The organism is Maridesulfovibrio salinus (genome assembly GCF_055394525.1).
Genome location: NZ_AP042461.1, coordinates 2,216,511 through 2,233,232 on the forward strand (window position 1 = coordinate 2,216,511; position 16,722 = coordinate 2,233,232).

The window sequence follows — 16,722 nt, forward strand, 5'->3', positions numbered from 1 at the left end:
TACTTGCTTAAAATATCACCCGTAGTTTTAAATCGCAATGAAATTAGTTTGAGCGCTCTCAATCATTGCAGAATGCTACGGCACGGATAGGTGAACCATCGGCATTGGTGATTTTGAGTGGGAAGCAGGAAAATATAAAACTGTTATCTTTGATAGCTTTCAGGTTTGTAAGATTCTCAATGATGGAAATATTTGCTTTGAGCAATATTTGATGCACAGTGAAGTCTTCACTTTCAAGGGGATCTACGGAGATCACATCTACTCCGATGCCTTTAAGCTCAAAGTCGGTCAGCCATCGTGCAGCTTCCGGGGTTAGTGCCGGGTAACCGGAATAATATTTCGGACTTCCCCAATAGTCATACCAGCCGGTATTCAAGATGATAAATTCATGTTCGGCGATAAGTTCTTCAAAGGGAGCAAGATCGTCGATACATATTCTGCTGTCTTCTGTAATCTTGTGAGTAAAGTCCAAGCAGGATGCTGTACCGCAAAAGTTGGAGACTTCAATTTTATCTAGTGACGGTGCTCCTTTAAGAATGTGGGCAGGGGCATCAATGTGAGTGCCTGTATGGGTGGAGATTACAAGCTGTTGTTCCAGATAACCTTCTTTATCGTGCGTGGCTGTTTTTATTATTTCCGGCGAATTGGTCCCGGGATAGACCGGCATGTCTGGTGTGATCATCTGTGTAAGATCTATTGCTTTCATTTTCTCGTAGTCTCCTGAAACAGTTCTCAACGAAAAACTATCTCGTTGAATTCGGGAATCCTTGAATGAGCTTCCCTCTGGCCTCGACAGTTTGAAGCAAGCAGACAAGCATGGCGTTTATTTTGGCGCAGCCAAGTTGATTTTGCCATACCAAGACAGTTGTTTCTGCTAAATAGATTGATTTATCTGACGAAATGATGATAAAAATTATGCCGTTGCATGGTTGGAGGATATGATCTTTCTTCAAAGGACATTAAGAATGAATAAAATTATACTCATAGTTCTGTTAACAATTCTTATGGGAGCGCTTCAGCCGGCTTCTCCTGGCTTTGCAGAGAACTTTCGAGTGATGCTCCATACTGGAGATTTTCCACCTTATTTTTTTGAGAAAGATGACCCGCGAACAGGGATAATAAAAGATATTTTCAGTGCTTTTGCAAAAGAAACCGGCGATACCTACGAATATGTCCGGGTTCCATTCAAGCGTGCTCTATATCAGTTTGATAACGGTAAAATTGATATCGAGCCGATGTCAAATCCTGTTTGGCGGAAGTCAGCTTCCGTTCCCGGGGTTTATAGTCTTCCTCTTGCTGTTTCCGAAGAAATTCTTCTCTTCAACGCGGATAGCTACCGACCTGTTAAATCTCCTAAGGACTTGCTCGGAAAAACCATTGGTGGTGTCATGGGATACCAGTACCCTGTTTATGGGCCTTATTTTGAAGATGGACGGATAAATCTTCATCTGCTTCATGATGAGAATAAGCTTATCCAGCTTCTGCTCGCGGGAAGGCTGGATCAGGCATTGATGAATAAGGTGTATGCTCAGTATCTGATTAAAAGCCAGCTTCTTGGTGACCGCTTGATAATCAACGAAGAGCCCTGCAGCGTTCTGGACATGATGGTCCGCTTTCATCCCAGTAAAAGACATGCCGTTCCACGCTATAACAGAGCCATTGAGAAATTTCTGAAAGATGGCACTATTGAACGCATTTATGAAAATTATCGCTAATAATTGTTTTTTTCATAGCGTTATCGATTGTTTACCGTTCCATAATGCCGGTGTTTTTGAAACTTGAGCATGCTCAAAAAGGTCCGCTTACCGGCCAGCAATGAAATTCTGCGTTGCGCTTGAAACCTACCCCTACCGCTCCCTTGTGCATATACAGGGCGTAGGACCAGTCTGTTTCAAAGAAACTCGTTGTCGAAGACCAGTAAGCTTCCTGCACATTCCTGAAAGGATGTTCTGCGGGAAGGGCTGGGTCGGATTTTGACGCGTCAACAAGTGATTCCAGTTCATTAATGTTTGGAAGTCTCCATACAGTTTTCGAGTCGGTGTTGAGTTTCTTTATCCTATCCAGTGCTCCCTGCCAGTCGACAATATCCCCAAGCATTGCTTCTTCTGCCCATACAAGCCGGGTGCCCCTGTCCAGTATGCCATGTTCCAAAATTCTGAATCGGGGGACGGGCCATTCAACTCCGGACTGAATACTGCCATCCTGAAGTGTCTTGTCGCATGGCATGACATCGCCATTTGTATCAAAACACTCCAATTGCCCTGTCCGGCGCAGCATCGTGCTTGTGCCTCTTACGGGCCATGCCATACCGGGGTCCTTTTTATTTCCATAGAACATTCTTCCACCGCTGAAATGGACCCGCCATGCATAAGCGGGGGCCTTAGCGGAGGTGGTAGATGTCCAATACCATCCCTGAAATACCTTCCTGAAAGGATGCCCTTGCGGCAAGGCCGGTTTCTTGGCTCCGTGGCATATCAGGCTGCGTAATTCATTACGGTTTGGAAGCCGCCAGTCAGAATATCCGAGATAATTCTCTTTGTTGAGTTGGCTGACAGCATCAAGGGTTTCATTCCAGTCCAGCGGAAAAGTTAAAGCGTCAGCATGAACAGGCCACTGAAGTTCCGTGAGGGAGTCAAAGACGATGGAATCTTGAACAGTAAATCGTTCACCATCTGATTCGATTCCAATACGGAACTCGGCATCCTGTCCGCTTCCTTTACATGATGTTTTACTTCCATCTGCGGCATAGCAGTCTTTGAGTCCTGTACTGAGAATATATTTTATCTTATCCATACTTTTATTCATTATAAGTATATTTTAAAAGTGTTCTCATATTATATGGTTTAATAACTAATACATAAGGTATCATTAATCTAGATTGTAAATAAGTTCAAATCATCCAAGATATCTGAGGTGTTAATTGATAATATAATATTATACAATGTTTGTATTATATTTTGAATTGCCAGTTAGGGTTTTCAAGTTGAAAATTATGTAATCAATATTAATCAAATAAAACATTCAGGCTCTTTGCGCTCAGAGTAAAGACTGGTCAGCCTCTCTGCAGCATCCATTACCGGGCCTGATTTTATGGATCTGGCGTTCTCAGGACATTTTTTTATGCAAGCACAACAGGTGATACACTTGACTGTATCTATCTTGTGACTGTCATGCGGATCAACAGCATTTTGAGGGCATATTTCAGCACACATGCCGCACTGAATGCAGTTGTTGCTTACTTCAATGAAATCAACATCCCATAATTGGGTAACTCCATTGTAGGGTGTTGTGCCGGGAACCTTGACTTTTTGTTCCTGCAGGTCTGAATATCTTTCGGTTTTTTTCCGTACTTCTCTGCCAAATTGCTCAGCTATAGCAAGATCGTTAGCATCGGGGCGACTGTGGGCTGTAGGGCGCTCCGGACTTGAAAATGAGTGTTCTCCTATAAAAGCAGCACCAGCAATAGGGACACATCCTCTTTCTTTAACTATATCAGTCAATTCAAGTAATGCATTATCATAGGCTCTGTTTCCGTAGACAGCAACACAGACCGTGGGGGTGCTGTCGGCTTTCATGGAATTCAGGAAATCTTCCAGCAGAGCGGGAACCCGGCCCATGTATACCGGAACTCCTATAAAAAGTATTTCATCTTCCTCCAATAACAGTTTTATTTCCCGGTTTTCTGGCTGAGTAATATTCAGATAGTCTGTCTGTCCGCATCCAAATCCTTTTACAATGGATCTAATGATTTTTTCGGTAGTACCTGTGGGTGAAAAGTAGGCAATTTTTGTTTTTTTAAAATTCATCGGTTGCTCCTTTGAGCTTTTGTTTTTTCGTTACTAAACGTAACGTAATTAAACTTGCCAATCTTTGTCAAGCATGGCAAAGAATATTTTAAAAAAAGGAGGGGAATTTGAAAGCAAAGCGAATTGGCCGGCCGAGAAGTGAAAAGTCGCGTGAGGCAGTCATCGCGGCAGCAGATGAGCTTCTGAATGAATCGGATGGCAGGAAACTGACAATTGAGGCTATTGCCAGACGGGCCGGGGTGGGAAAACCGACTATTTATCGTTGGTGGCCTTCACTGGCGGACGTTGTTCTGGAGGTACTTCTTAGTCAGGCAAGCGCTGAAATCAAGGTGCCGTCGTGTGAAACTGTTCAGGAAACTCTGCGCCTTTTTTTAAGACAATCAATGCAGACTATTACCGCCGGGGTTGGAGTTCATCTGTGTTATCTGATGGCTCAGGCTCAGGTGGATGATGAGTTCAGGATAAGGTTCAGGGAAAAATTCACGAACCAGAGACGCAGGGTGCTATATTCAATTCTTCAGCAGGCAGTATATGTGGGAGAACTGGAGAGGCATCAGAATCTGGATTTGCTGGTGGATATAGTCTTCGGGGCGATGTGGTATCGTTTACTTCTGGGGCATTTACCTATGGATGAATCATTTGCGGATGAATTGACCGGAATTATTTTTACTAAGCATGCCTAATATGTTTAAGTTACGTGATATAATAAACAGTAATTTTACTTGATGAACTTAAAGTAGCTGGAAAATGAATCAGACAGTTGGAATATTGATAAAGTTTTAAAAAAGCTGATCACGAAGTCAGTAACAGAATATAGATGCCATTTATTAAATTTATTTTATGCGTTATTATGTGCTTATTTTGCTGTCCCGGACTTGCCTCAGCAATGGGGTTGGGATCTGTAGATCTTATAGATGATGCACTAATGGATACCGCGTCCAGATTTGATAAAAGACCAAGTATTACATTAGATTCTGAATATATATTGCCAGCATCTTTTGCTGATGCATCGGGCAAGGTAAGTGTATTACGCAACACAATAAAAGTCGGCTATTCAATTTTTGAGCTATCATACGGATTATCCCATTTTATCTGGGAAGATGCAGGTGAAATCTCACGGCAGATCAGCGGAGGGAAAAACTCTTCTCCTCCTTTTGATTATCTGCAGGATCTTACCCTTGAGGTGCATTTAGTAAACGGTAGGTTTTATGAAGACTGGATTTACTGGTTAGATTGTACCGCCACTTCCGCTTTTGAAAAGGACTTCCCCGGAGCCTTGGGGCTGGGTATGCAGGGAGGGCTGGCTTACGATTTGTGGAAAGGAACAATTCTGGGAAGTGGAGTCAAAGCTGTTGCCGTCAGTCCTATAAACGATGAACTGTTCGGTGATATCGAATTGGGATTAGTTTTGTCCGTATCATATGAAGCAATTGTCGAAACCCTTAAGATGCTCGGGGTGGAGATTGATGATGGTAAGAAGAAAACAATAGGGATGACCGTGGCCATTACAGGGTCTAACAAAATATATGAAACTGAGGGTTATGTAAAAGAAACCCAGTCAAAGTTCGCTCTATATCTGGACTATTCTCCCTACGACAATTGGACCCTCTCAATTGGTCCGGAATATGTTTATGAACGCAGTTACACTTTTTACAGCAGTAACGGACGAACTCTGTCGACTCAGGATTTGGGCAATGCGTTCGGGGGACTTGCAAAGTTTGTGTGGCGGTTTTAAGGCGGGAAATTATTTTTAAGCCAGATTAATAAGTAGTGGACAGTTTAAACCAACGTCCATCCTTATCGGTTTTAGGACGAAGATTCCACCATAACTCGTGATCCTAATTTCCGGGGAAAGCGCAATCCCCCGGAACAACACCGAAAGACACCAAGCTTTCTATCACCCGCGCCAAGGGCAGACCTACCACGTTGATCATTGATTTTGACCTGTAACTGTTAAGATTACAGGACTTATTTATGAGGGTAGTTATGTGGGAGTGTGCGATGCTGGATGGACTATTCAAATTGATCATTGTTGCGCATCATCATTGAGCTTTTCTTCATAGTTTTGACCGCCGTAGTAGATGCTGAGAATGACAACATTTTCGTCCATAATAGCGAACGCAATAATTGTACGTTTTTTTGAAATGGGTAATTCTCAGGCCGGGGCGGATGTCTTCACGTAATGTTCCTCGTTGCGGAAAAGATTTTAACTATTCGCAATGTTTGATAATGGCATCTGTAAATTCTTTTGCAGTTTCGGATGATGCGGCTTTGGCAACATATCGGTATAATCCGACAAGCTGCTCTTTTGCTTCCGGTGAGAAAATTATTGAGTAGGACATCTGAATTTTATGACCTACGCTTCATGTTCTTCAGATAATTTGGCCCGAACCTGATCAAGGCTTCTGCCACGGGATTTATCTTCCTTCATAGCGTCGTAAACAGGAGCCACCTGTTGTCTAAGCCACTCCTCAACAGCACGGTCGCGCGCCAGCAAAGCCCTCAGTCCATCGCGAATAACTTCGCTTTCAGATGCATATTCGCCTTTAGCAACTTTTTCTTTTACCAATTGCGCCATTTCATGAGGCAGCGTAATGCTCATCTGTTTTGTTGATCTCATATTGTCCTCCAGTGATGTGTAGGATTTAATCCTACTTATATTTATAAGACCGTGCAACTGTGTTGGCAAGTTGGATTGTGGAGGTTTTGCCTATCAAATACGGCTTTTTTAGCCTGTTCGGTCACATTAATAAGGTTGCCGTCTTCCAGAGCCTTTTTTCTGGCATACGAAAAGATTATCTGAAAAAGTGGATCGTAATAAATGACCATCATGATTCTCTTTCAAATTTTGGTGGTAAAATTTGGAGGGTATCCTGTGGGGGTAGGGTTGGTCACTAGAGATTGGTTCTATCAGAATGTTTTATGGACTAGATTTTTGAATTATCTTTGGTTTAATTTGGTGGGAATAAGCGATTGAAGTGTTGAGTTATTCTTGAGTTTGTTTGTCGTTCTATGGGAATTTGATCCTATTGATGAATGGCGCAATTTGACGTATCGACTTTATGAAATAACTTTTTGAATAATTAGGATGTTTGTTATGAAGGATTTACAAGTACAGCTAGATACTCAAAGACGAAAAGTTGATTTTGATTCATTTGATATTACGGTAAAAGAATTGGTTTCAATGTCTGACACAGGGTTAATTGATATCGCTCCAGAATATCAAAGGCAATTTAGGTGGCCTGCTGAAAATCAATCGCGATTTGTTGAGTCTGTGTTTCTTGGAATTCCTGTGCCTAGTTTATTTATGGCTGCAAACAAGGATGGGTCATGGGAACTTATTGATGGGGTTCAGCGACTGAGTTCGTTGATTCATTTTGTTGGAACCTTAGAGCAGATAGAGAAGTTTGGATTAGAAGAACCTTTAAAGCTTAAGGGGTTGGGTATCTTAACAGACTTTAACAATAATACATTTCATAAGCTTCCGACAAGTATACAAATTAAGTTTTCACTTAGGCCACTCAAAGTGACGACTCTCAGTGATAAAAGTGATCTGAAGGTACGATTTGATTTGTTTGAAAGATTGAATACTGGAGGAATTAGGCTTTCAGATCAAGAAATTAGAGCATGTGTTTACCGTGGCAATTTTAATGATTTCATTAAAGAATTAGCGCAAAATGAGGATTTTAATAAAGTTGTTAATATGAAAAAAACAGCTTCAACTGATGGAAGTAAAGAAGAGCTTGTGCTTAAATTTTTCGCCTATCTGCATAATACTGAGCAGTTTGACCATAGTGTTATCGACTTTTTAAATGAATATATGGGAGAAGCCGCTAAAAGATTTGATTATAGGAAGAATGAGCAATTGTTTGTGGATACTTTCTCCCAGCTAGCTCAAGAACTGCCTAATGGGATTAAACGTGGAACCCGGAAACTTACTCCTGTTAATCTTTATGAAGCCATTGCTGTAGGTGCAGCAAATGCCATATTGGAAGGTCATGCTATTCTTGGATCAAATATTGACGAATGGATAAATGACGCACAGCTAACCAAGCTAACTTCAGGAGCAACAAATTCGAGAAAAAGAATCAAGGAAAGAGTTAAATTTTGCTATGATAGGTTTGTTGAATAATGTTTACTACTGTAGAAAATGAATTTTATATTAGACTAAACCAATGTAGAATTCTGCTTCAACAGATAGATAGTCATGAGGGTTCTGAGGATGAATTTAGGAATGATTTGTCTAAGATTGAAAAAGGTCTTTTTTTTGTTAGTCTATATTCAACTGTAGAGTATACGGTTGTCAGTTTATCGCAAACTTTTTTGAGTAATATTAATTCTGATGATAAGACGACATTGGACTTTAAAAACAATATGATATGTGTTGTTCTTGATGGCAAGTTCGACTCTATTCGTAACTGCGGCAAGAGAAATTTATGGAAAAAAAGAGAAGAGCTGGTTGAAGAGCTGTTTAATGATGATACTGATATTGTGAATACTATTTTACCTACGGATGGTTCCAATATTGGATATAGCCAACTGGTTGATATTTGGAATTTTTTCTGTTTGCCAGAGCCTGTGTTGGCAAATGTCCAGCACCAACATATCTTAAATGAAATAAAAGAACATAGAAATGCAATTGCTCATGGACGGAAAACAGCTGCTGAAATTGGAAGCAGGTATACCCATAATGATTTAAAAAGAAAATACGATGCTGTTGAAGAAATGGTGTTGCATGTTTTGTCTAAATTTAAAATTCATGTTTCAACCAAAGGATATCTTCGAGCTGTTTCTGCTACAACGTAGCGATGTTTTTGAGATATAACAACCGTTGAAGTTTACCAGATATTGGCTATCCCCAGTAGGAATCCCGTGGGACCCACCCCAGTAAAACACCCAGAATGTACGATTTCCTACCCATCCCCCGGAACGATAACTCCGTAAGATACCAAGCTTTCTATCACCCGCGCCAGCGGCAGGCCAACCACGTTGGTGTATGACCCGCAGATACTTTTTACCAGAAACGCTCCCTGTCCCTGAATGGCGTATGCTCCGGCTTTGTCGTCCGGTTCTCCTGTGGCGATGTAGGCTTGAATTGCTTTTTCATCGTACTCTATGAATTCCACTTTTGTGCTTACACAGAATGATTCTGTTTTTCCATCGGGGCAGATAACAGCACATGCTGAAACTACCTTGTGGCTACGCCCGCAAAGGCTTTTGACCATTCCAAAAGCTTCTTCCCTGTTAACCGGTTTTCCCAGAATATCATTATCCCTTACAACTATTGTGTCCGACCCTAAAACATAGCTGCCGGGATGGTTGCCAGCCACATTTTTCGCTTTCAGTTCAGCCATCTTTCGCGCGTAATCTTCAGGGAGCTGATCTTTTTCAGGGCGGGGTTCATCGCAGGTTGCAGGGTGGATATTAAATTCAATACCCGCAGAATGGAGCAGGTCTTTTCTACGTGGAGATGCTGATCCTAGTATAAGTGGTCTAACTGTTGTGTACATTTTATCAGATGTTGTTTGGTTTACTGGTGTTTATCTCAAATAGTTTTGCATTGGAGATTTACCTTAATCCCTGTAAAGGTCAATGACTGGCTCTTTTCAGAGAGTATAAAAACAGGTCAGACATTCATATCTGCTTGTATAGAATAAATTATTATTATTCTTTTATAGAATTGTTGCGCTTTTGCTGATCTAAAGGTAATAATATCCGTGAACTATATTACTAGGAGTCATAAATGAATGTTTGTATCTGGGGGGCGCGGGGGTCCCTGCCTGCCACTTTCAATGAGGAGAGGGCCAGAGCCAAGGTTAAGGCTGCTCTTGAAATAGCAGTGGCAAAGGGTGTGGATTCCAGCACTGATCTTGATTCATTCATAGATAATGAACTTCCTTTTCCTGTCCGCGGTTCCTATGGAACAAACACTCCCTGCATACAGATTGAAGGCAGAGAGGATGAGTATATCATCTGCGATTGCGGAACCGGACTGCGGGATTTCGGCAACAAGGTTATGGCTGAGCGGCAGGGCAAAACCGGGGCGCATTTCCATATCCTGATGTCCCATCTTCACTGGGACCATTTGCAGGGTTTTCCTTTTTTTGTTCCAGCTTACATACCGGGCAACAAAATATCATTTTACGGTGGGCATCCGGGCCTTGAAAAGACAATGCGCATGCAGCAGAGCGACCCCTGTTTTCCGGTTCACTTCGAGCATCTGCAGTCTGAAATAGATTTTACCAGATTGAGAAACGGAGATCAGATTGAGATCTGCGGAATCAATATTACCATCAAAGCGCAGTATCATCCCGGTGGTTCCTACGGATACAGGTTCGAAAAAGACGGTAAGGTTGCTGTTTACTCAACCGATTGTGAGCACAAAAGTGCCACTGCTCTCAGTGATACGGGGTTTGTAGAGTTCTTCAAGGATGCCGACCTGCTTATCATGGATGCCCAGTATTCATTCGCAGAGGCAAACTCCATTAAAGAAGACTGGGGGCATTCCAACAACATCATTGCGGTGGAGCTCTCTGGAATGGCCGGAGTAAAGACTTTGTGCCTCTTTCATCAGGAACCGGTACTTGATGATTTTCAATTACAGAAATTTCTGGATGATACGATCGAATTCGCCGAACTGGTTGAAAGAAAACCGCAAAATATAATAATGGCTCAGGATGGACTTTGCCTGGAGCTTTAAGGGGGCTGGTTGCAGGGGGTTCTGCCACATGCAAAGTGCGGTTTTACGGCAAATATAAAATTTTGAGTTTGTTTTGATGCGAGCGTTATCCTGGCAGCCTGTTCTCGTTCTAAGTTTACTTTCTTTTGAGTAATTGCAGCTCCTTCCCTTGATTTCGGAATTTTTCTTTCCATCTGCAAATATCAATATGGGATACCTGATGGTCTTCTGTTCGGCAAAATGACCTTTTGTCGGGTTGGGGTGATTTTTCTGAACCGTTTATGTCCTGTTTTTGACTTTTTCAATTTTTAGCATTTCTTATTCCTGCATTAATCATTGTTAATCCCCTGAATATACACTTTTTAGAACGTTGGCATTACCATTGCTATAGATTCTGATAAAAGCACTGGAACTGTTTTCCGGTGCATCTGAATCATGGAGCACGGTATGAAATTTGACGATCTTAAAAACGAACTCGGCCTGCTGGATTTCAATTCGTCCGAGGCTGAAAATACGGGCATGAGCGGTTGGTCTGTTCCCTGGGCTGATCTTATGATGGTCATGTTTGTTCTTTTTGTTGTGTTGTTTATCTACAGCCAGTCCAAAGAGAATATCAAAGTGATTTTCAGTGGAAACGCCCGTGAGCAGGTGGCTACCAATCCCGCCGAAGATCTTGTTCAGATGATTTCCTTCCACCGTGACGCCATGAGCAGCAGTGCTCAGGTGCTATTGACTCCTCAGGATACGCTTTATCGAAGCGATGACGGTGCTGTCAGTATGAATGAGGAAGATGGGGAACTCAAAATCGTTATGCGCGGTGATGCTTTTTTCGCACCGGGCAACAGCCGTTTTGAATCCAAAACCCGTCAATATCTTGCCGAAGTTGCTGAAGTATTGAAAACCAGTACCCATGCTATTCATATTGTAGGGCATGTTGATCAAAGTGATGTGTCCAGAGTTGGGCAGAAGGCCGCTTTTGAGCTTTCTGCTACCCGTGCGGCACGCGTTGCGGGTTATCTGGTTTACGAAAAAGCCATCGACCCGGTCCGCATAGTTGTAAGCGGACGCGGTGATTCCGCCCCGGAGCTTCCCGGTGATATGGGAGAGGTGAAGGGCAATAACCGCAGGGTGGAAATAATAGTCATAAACACCGACATGAATGCCAAGTAAGGAGGTCTGTTATGAATAAAAAGAATCTGGCAGGCGTGGTTCTCGCCTCAAGTATTTTTATGGCCAGCTTCTGGCTGAGTGGTGGTATTGCCCTTTATTGGAATGCCGCGGCTCTGGCTATAGTTCTTTCCGGTCTGGCGGTAGCTGTACTGCTCAGTTATCCTGTGGAGCAACTTAAGGATGCCTTCAAGGTTGTTCACGAAACATATTCCGGAAGGCTTACCACACATGAAGAGATTGTGGATACTCTGCTCGACCTTAGTGTTCGGTCCAGAATGGATGGAATGCTGTCGCTTGAAAAGGCCGGAGAGAAAACAACCATATCTTTTCTCCGCAACTCATTGACTCTTCTTGTAGATAATTTCGAGGAAGATGAAATCAAGGATTGCCTTAAAACCGAGATGTCATTTTTCCATATGCGCAGGAGTGAGTCCGAGAGGGTTTTTCAGGCTATGGCCCGCTATGCTCCTGCTTTTGGTGTAGCCGGATCAGTCATAGGACTAATCGGCCTGCTTATGGGGATTGATAATCCTGAACTGATTCTCAAACATATTCCGGTGGCCTTTATTTCAACACTTTACGGTGTAATTCTCAGCAATATGATTTTTGCGCCAATGGCTGAAACTGTCCGCGCCAGAACCCGCAACGAGCTTATTAATCAGAAAATGATCATGGACGGCGTACTGGCGATCAAGAAAGAGCAGAACCCTTACAAGCTTGAAAGAAAACTGGTTGCTTTTCTTTGTCCTGAAGACCGCGAAGCCAAGAGTGAAGAACTCAGAAATATTACCCGCAAATACATAAAAATGCGCAGAGAGGAGAAGGGAGCTAAAGACAAGCTTTTACATGAAGTTCCTCTCGTTAAGGCAAAGGCTTCTTAGGTATCGGTTTTACAGACCTTACGGCATAATCAGAGTCGATCGGGCGGCACTGCCTTCTGGCAGTGCCGCTTTTTTGCGTCCGGTTTTTGACATTGTGCTTACTTTTAATAAAATGACCTGTTGCGAGTTTACTTTGATAGAATAATCATACTATCTTCAGTTGGATGTGTTTCATGCTCAAGGTACTGAAACAGTAAGCAAAGGATAAAATATATGAAACGTGTACTTGCAGTGGATATTGGGGGGACAAACAGCCGTTTTGCCGCCTTCGAAGGCAGCGCTGGGGGCAGCCTTGTGATGAAGGAGACGGTGTGGCTTTCAAGCATCAAGGCTGAAAGTTTTGAGCACCTTATGGAGATGCTCAAAGAGAGTGAGTTTTCGTATTCTGCGCAGGATTTTGATGTGGCTGTATTTGCCCTTGCCGGACCGGTAATACGCGGAACGTACTGCAATGTAACCAACGTGAGCTGGGATGTTGATTTTCGGGACGGCTGTGGAAAGTACGGCTTCAGTGAGGCCGTACTAATAAATGATTTTGTTGCGCAGGCCTATGCCTGCCGGACTCCGGCTGTAGAGAACTGCAAAGTTATTCATGATGTGGATGTTTCTCCGACCGGAACTGTTGCCGTTATCGGAGCTGGAACCGGGCTGGGGCATTGTGCCCTGATTCCGGTTTCGGATTATGGATATGTTCCTGCTCCGTCCGAGGCGGGACACATCTCTTTTCCGGTTGAAAATGCCGAAGAGCTGGAATTGTGCAATTTCATAAAGGAATACCGTGGGATTAAATACTCCTGTGGAGACGAGGTTCTGACAGGCAGAGGGCTGACGGCACTTCATCTATATCTGACAGGAGAAGAGCTTGAGGCCAGCGAGGTTGCCGCAAGGATGAAGGAAGGGGGCAGAACTCTTGAGTGGTATTCTCGTTTCACAGCTCGCTGCTGCCGCAATTATGCTCTAAGTGTCTGCGCCACGGGAGGGCTTTATATCTCGGGGGGAATTGTCGCTAAAAATCAATTTGTGGTGGATCAGCCCGTATTCATGCAGGAATTTATGAATTCATCTTCCATGAAAGACCTTTTAGGATGTATTCCGGTTTTTCTGAACGACAATCAGGATAGTGGACTTTACGGGGCGGCTTTACGCGGAATGATGGATTTATAAAATATGGAGTCATGATGGCTGACTATGAATACGATCTTGGAGTGATCGGTGGGGGAGCCGCAGGCTTGACCGTTTCCGCCGGAGCGGCCCAATTGGGAGTTAAGGTTCTTCTGATAGAGAAAGAAGAAAAGCTTGGCGGCGATTGTCTTCACTATGGCTGTGTTCCGAGCAAGACCCTGATCAGAACCGCCCGTGTAAGAAAACTAATGAGCAGGGCAGAGGATTTCGGCTTGCCGGGTGTGGAGCTATCTCCTGTAGATTATTCAAAGGTGGCTCAGCGTATTGCCGAGGTCATTTCAGTAATTCAGGTCCATGATTCCGTTGAAAGATCCACTTCACTGGGAGTTGATGTTAAATTCGGGCATTGTCATTTTGTTGATAAGCATACTGTTGAGCTTAACGGACGAATGCTATCCGCCCGTAAATGGGTTATTGCAAGCGGGTCATCCCCTTCTGTTCCGGCTATAAAAGGTTTGGAAAAAACTCCTTATCTTACAAATCTTGATATTTTTTCTCTCACTGAACTTCCCGAGTCTCTGGTCATCCTTGGTGGTGGGCCAATTGCTGTTGAAATGGCCCAATCCTTCAGCCGTCTAGGCTGCCCGGTTACCGTTATCCAGCGTAGCAGCCATATTTTGAGTAAGGAAGATGAGGATATGGCCCAATTTGTAATGGAGGGAATGTGTGAGGATGGGGTCAGATTTGTTCTTGATTCAAAAGTAAATGAAGTGCGGGAAACTGCTGGAGGAGTCGAAGTCCTGCTGGAATCCCGGGGGAAAGCAGAAACAGTTAAAGGGCAGAAGCTGCTGGTGGCTCTGGGCCGTCGTTCCAATACGGAAGATCTGGGGCTTGAAAATGCGGGGGTAAATTTGAAACGTGGTTCTGTGGTGGTTGATTCACGCTTGCGGACTTCGGTTCCACACATTTTCGCTGCCGGGGATGTGACAGGCAAGTACCGTTTTACACATGCCGCAGGATATGAAGGCGGAATTGTAATATCCAATGCGGTTTTTAATCTTCCACGCAAGGCTGACTATAAATGGCTTCCGTGGTGCACATATACTGATCCTGAGCTTGCAAGTGTGGGAATGAATGAAAAGAGGGCAAGGGAGCAGAATATTGAATACCGTACCGTAGTGGAAGAATTTTCATCCAGCGATCGTGCTTTGGCGGAGGGGGAGGCGAAAGGGCGGATCAAGCTTCTACTTGATAAACGCGGTAAGCCTCTGGGCTGCCAGATTGCCGCGGTCCATGCCGGGGAGCTGCTGTCCGAGTGGGTGGCGGCTGTGAACGGAAAGGTCGGGCTGGCAACTCTCGCCGGAGCGGTTCATCCTTATCCTACTCTAGGGGAAATCAATAAAAAAGTGGCGGGAAAACCCTTGGGTGAAAAGCTCTTTTCAGATCGGGTAAGAAAAATATTAAAGCTGCTGTTCTCTTATCGTGGGTAAGTGGTATTTGTTTTATTTGGCCCGGAAGCTGGATGTTTTTCATTAAAACCAGTCAGATATTCAAAGCTTTATTGAAGAATGGAAGATATCAATGTAAATGAATTGCGTGTTCTAAGCGCAAGAAGCTCAGTGCGGGTGGTGCACGGCAGAATGTCAGCGTTATGGGTTAAACTTTTTGCAACATAGTTTCTTGTGCATTTCGGATAAATAAAAGGATAAATAATGCAGTGGGATAAATTACTCAGCAGACAGAGAATCGGCAGGGAAAAAATAGTTGAGATCAGCCCGGACCGCAGTGAGTTCCAGAAGGATTTTGACCGCATAATTTTTTCTTCGGCTTTTCGCAGGCTGCAGGACAAAACTCAGGTTTTTCCTCTTTCCAAGAGCGATTATGTGCGCACCCGTCTGACTCACAGTCTTGAGACTTCTTCTGTCGGGCGTTCTCTGGGCTTCATGGTCGGCAGCAGGCTGATTGAAAAGCATGGTCTCGATTTCATGCCTGCTGAACCTGCCACCATTGTTGCCACGGCTTGTCTGATGCACGATATAGGGAATCCTCCGTTCGGCCATTCCGGGGAAGACGCTATCCGTGACTGGTTTGAAAGCACTGAAACCGGAAACAATCTTTGTACCTGGATAGGCAAAAAGAAGCGCGATGATTTTAAGATTTTTGAAGGTAATGCTCAGGGGCTGCGTAATGTTCTGGCCTTACAGCGAGCCGGAAATCCGGGCGGAATGCAGCTCACATGCGCGACACTTGCGGCTTTCACCAAGTATCCCTTCACGTCTGAGCATGCGGGCAAAAAAAAGAAATTCGGAATTTTTCTCAGTGAAGCGGATGTTTATTCTGAGATAGCCGAGCATTTAGGGCTTATAAACATAGCTGAAAACAGGTGGGCAAGGCATCCATTTGCTTATCTCGTGGAAGCTGCTGATGACATCTGCTATCATATTGTGGATATGGAAGACGGTTTTCGGCTGGGACTGGTATCCTTTGAGAATATACGTGATATGTTTATGGATATTCTCGGTAATGCTCCAGCAATTGCGGAGCGGATGGATAAAATGGATGAGCAGAAAGAGAAAGTGGAATATCTGCGCGCGATGGCCATCAATGCTCTTGTGACCAGTTCCTGTGAGGTCTTTCTCGATAAAGAAGAAGCCATTTTAAAAGGTGAATTTGATTACAGCCTGACGGAGTCTATTGAAAAAGCTGAAGAGTTCAGCCTTTTAAAGAAAGTTGCCATAGAGAAGGTTTATAACTCTACCGAAGTTATTGATACAGAGGCCGCAGCGTACGAAGTTTTATGGAAGATACTGGACTTTTTCGGTCAGATTGTATGCGAGCTTCATACAGAAGAAAAACTCAGCTCCAAAAGCAGGAAGTCGGTGAAACTTCTGCCTGATCTGTACAAACCGGTCGAGGGGGCAGGTGTGTACAAGAATACTCAGAAGATCGTTGATTATGTTTCCGGTATGACAGACGCCTTTGCAGTTCGCACTTTCAACAAGATTTCAGGTATTTCTCTGATGCGCAGATAGGACCGTTTTAGAACTTCTTTTACGGGGGACTT

16 protein-coding genes are annotated in these 16,722 nt (G+C 43.6%); 11 read left to right on the forward strand and 5 right to left on the reverse strand.

Annotated elements, in window-relative coordinates; genetic code table 11:
- Positions 1–58: 58 nt before the first annotated feature.
- Entirely contained in the window at positions 59–706 is a 648-nt protein-coding gene (locus ACZ5PW_RS09945) for a cyclase family protein (protein WP_464552752.1), read from the reverse strand.
- A gap of 259 nt (positions 707–965) precedes the next feature.
- Here ACZ5PW_RS09945 and ACZ5PW_RS09950 point away from each other — a divergent pair, with 259 nt between their 5' ends.
- Positions 966–1,715 (forward strand): substrate-binding periplasmic protein, encoded by a 750-nt coding sequence (locus tag ACZ5PW_RS09950; RefSeq protein WP_464552753.1) that lies wholly within the window; start codon positions 966–968, stop codon positions 1,713–1,715.
- A 73-nt stretch (positions 1,716–1,788) separates the two neighbouring features.
- On the opposite strand, the gene ACZ5PW_RS09955 is transcribed toward ACZ5PW_RS09950, so the two are convergent.
- Both ACZ5PW_RS09955 and ACZ5PW_RS09960 read right to left on the reverse strand, forming a co-directional pair.
- The gene (locus ACZ5PW_RS09955) at positions 1,789–2,793 is read right to left on the reverse strand and encodes an Lcl C-terminal domain-containing protein (protein WP_464552754.1); all 1,005 of its coding nucleotides are present in this window, start codon (positions 2,791–2,793) and stop codon (positions 1,789–1,791) included.
- A 215-nt stretch (positions 2,794–3,008) separates the two neighbouring features.
- The gene (locus tag ACZ5PW_RS09960) at positions 3,009–3,806 is read right to left on the reverse strand and encodes an EFR1 family ferrodoxin (RefSeq protein ID WP_464552755.1); all 798 of its coding nucleotides are present in this window, start codon (positions 3,804–3,806) and stop codon (positions 3,009–3,011) included.
- A 107-nt stretch (positions 3,807–3,913) separates the two neighbouring features.
- Between ACZ5PW_RS09960 and ACZ5PW_RS09965 the strand changes: the two genes are divergently transcribed.
- Both ACZ5PW_RS09965 and ACZ5PW_RS09970 read left to right on the forward strand, forming a co-directional pair.
- Positions 3,914–4,489 carry a TetR/AcrR family transcriptional regulator gene (locus tag ACZ5PW_RS09965; protein ID WP_464552758.1) on the forward strand — a complete coding sequence of 192 codons (576 nt, stop codon included), beginning with the start codon at positions 3,914–3,916 and terminating at the stop codon, positions 4,487–4,489.
- 302 nt (positions 4,490–4,791) lie between these two features.
- Positions 4,792–5,541, forward strand: a complete 750-nt coding sequence (locus tag ACZ5PW_RS09970) for a hypothetical protein (protein WP_464552762.1) — start codon at positions 4,792–4,794, stop codon at positions 5,539–5,541.
- Positions 5,542–6,162: 621 nt separating this feature from the next.
- On the opposite strand, the gene ACZ5PW_RS09975 is transcribed toward ACZ5PW_RS09970, so the two are convergent.
- Positions 6,163–6,426, reverse strand: coding sequence for a type II toxin-antitoxin system ParD family antitoxin (locus ACZ5PW_RS09975; protein ID WP_464552764.1), 264 nt, complete (start codon positions 6,424–6,426; stop codon positions 6,163–6,165).
- A 477-nt stretch (positions 6,427–6,903) separates the two neighbouring features.
- Between ACZ5PW_RS09975 and ACZ5PW_RS09980 the strand changes: the two genes are divergently transcribed.
- Entirely contained in the window at positions 6,904–7,938 is a 1,035-nt protein-coding gene (locus ACZ5PW_RS09980) for a GmrSD restriction endonuclease domain-containing protein (protein ID WP_464552767.1), read from the forward strand.
- On the forward strand, positions 7,938–8,612 hold the full coding sequence (locus tag ACZ5PW_RS09985; RefSeq protein ID WP_464552770.1) for an MAE_28990/MAE_18760 family HEPN-like nuclease: 675 nt from the start codon (positions 7,938–7,940) through the stop codon (positions 8,610–8,612). The genes ACZ5PW_RS09980 and ACZ5PW_RS09985 overlap by 1 nt, the downstream gene beginning before the upstream one ends.
- A 107-nt stretch (positions 8,613–8,719) precedes the next feature.
- On the opposite strand, the gene ACZ5PW_RS09990 is transcribed toward ACZ5PW_RS09985, so the two are convergent.
- Positions 8,720–9,316: a Maf family protein gene (locus tag ACZ5PW_RS09990; RefSeq protein WP_464552772.1), complete on the reverse strand. Its 597-nt coding sequence runs from the start codon at positions 9,314–9,316 to the stop codon at positions 8,720–8,722.
- Positions 9,317–9,549: 233 nt separating this feature from the next.
- Here ACZ5PW_RS09990 and ACZ5PW_RS09995 point away from each other — a divergent pair, with 233 nt between their 5' ends.
- The 6 genes from ACZ5PW_RS09995 (at position 9,550) to ACZ5PW_RS10020 (ending at position 16,690) form a co-directional block, all read left to right on the forward strand.
- Complete coding sequence (locus ACZ5PW_RS09995; RefSeq protein WP_464552775.1) at positions 9,550–10,506, forward strand: MBL fold metallo-hydrolase; 957 nt, start codon at positions 9,550–9,552, stop codon at positions 10,504–10,506.
- Positions 10,507–10,932: 426 nt separating this feature from the next.
- Positions 10,933–11,655, forward strand: a complete 723-nt coding sequence (locus ACZ5PW_RS10000; protein WP_464552778.1) for an OmpA/MotB family protein — start codon at positions 10,933–10,935, stop codon at positions 11,653–11,655.
- Between the two features lie 11 nt (positions 11,656–11,666).
- Positions 11,667–12,536 (forward strand): motility protein A, encoded by an 870-nt coding sequence (locus ACZ5PW_RS10005; protein WP_464552780.1) that lies wholly within the window; start codon positions 11,667–11,669, stop codon positions 12,534–12,536.
- Between the two features lie 213 nt (positions 12,537–12,749).
- The gene (locus tag ACZ5PW_RS10010) at positions 12,750–13,700 is read left to right on the forward strand and encodes a glucokinase (protein WP_464552783.1); all 951 of its coding nucleotides are present in this window, start codon (positions 12,750–12,752) and stop codon (positions 13,698–13,700) included.
- A 14-nt stretch (positions 13,701–13,714) separates the two neighbouring features.
- Positions 13,715–15,148, forward strand: coding sequence for a dihydrolipoyl dehydrogenase family protein (locus tag ACZ5PW_RS10015; RefSeq protein WP_464552786.1), 1,434 nt, complete (start codon positions 13,715–13,717; stop codon positions 15,146–15,148).
- 222 nt (positions 15,149–15,370) lie between these two features.
- Positions 15,371–16,690 (forward strand): deoxyguanosinetriphosphate triphosphohydrolase, encoded by a 1,320-nt coding sequence (locus ACZ5PW_RS10020; RefSeq protein WP_464552788.1) that lies wholly within the window; start codon positions 15,371–15,373, stop codon positions 16,688–16,690.
- Positions 16,691–16,722 lie beyond the last annotated feature (32 nt).

Bases quoted from the DNA above. Each gene is read 5' to 3' on its own strand.
- ACZ5PW_RS09980 (WP_464552767.1), top strand. From the start codon at position 6,904: ATGAAGGATTTACAAGTACAGCTAGATACTCAAAGACGAAAAGTTGAT.
- ACZ5PW_RS10005 (WP_464552780.1), top strand. From the start codon at position 11,667: ATGAATAAAAAGAATCTGGCAGGCGTGGTTCTCGCCTCAAGTATTTTT.
- ACZ5PW_RS09995 (WP_464552775.1), top strand. From the start codon at position 9,550: ATGAATGTTTGTATCTGGGGGGCGCGGGGGTCCCTGCCTGCCACTTTC.
- ACZ5PW_RS09955 (WP_464552754.1), bottom strand. From the start codon at position 2,793: ATGGATAAGATAAAATATATTCTCAGTACAGGACTCAAAGACTGCTAT.
- ACZ5PW_RS10015 (WP_464552786.1), top strand. From the start codon at position 13,715: ATGGCTGACTATGAATACGATCTTGGAGTGATCGGTGGGGGAGCCGCA.
- ACZ5PW_RS09945 (WP_464552752.1), bottom strand. From the start codon at position 706: ATGAAAGCAATAGATCTTACACAGATGATCACACCAGACATGCCGGTC.
- ACZ5PW_RS09990 (WP_464552772.1), bottom strand. From the start codon at position 9,316: ATGTACACAACAGTTAGACCACTTATACTAGGATCAGCATCTCCACGT.
- ACZ5PW_RS10020 (WP_464552788.1), top strand. From the start codon at position 15,371: ATGCAGTGGGATAAATTACTCAGCAGACAGAGAATCGGCAGGGAAAAA.
- ACZ5PW_RS10010 (WP_464552783.1), top strand. From the start codon at position 12,750: ATGAAACGTGTACTTGCAGTGGATATTGGGGGGACAAACAGCCGTTTT.
- ACZ5PW_RS10000 (WP_464552778.1), top strand. From the start codon at position 10,933: ATGAAATTTGACGATCTTAAAAACGAACTCGGCCTGCTGGATTTCAAT.
- ACZ5PW_RS09985 (WP_464552770.1), top strand. From the start codon at position 7,938: ATGTTTACTACTGTAGAAAATGAATTTTATATTAGACTAAACCAATGT.
- ACZ5PW_RS09960 (WP_464552755.1), bottom strand. From the start codon at position 3,806: ATGAATTTTAAAAAAACAAAAATTGCCTACTTTTCACCCACAGGTACT.
- ACZ5PW_RS09975 (WP_464552764.1), bottom strand. From the start codon at position 6,426: ATGAGATCAACAAAACAGATGAGCATTACGCTGCCTCATGAAATGGCG.
- ACZ5PW_RS09950 (WP_464552753.1), top strand. From the start codon at position 966: ATGAATAAAATTATACTCATAGTTCTGTTAACAATTCTTATGGGAGCG.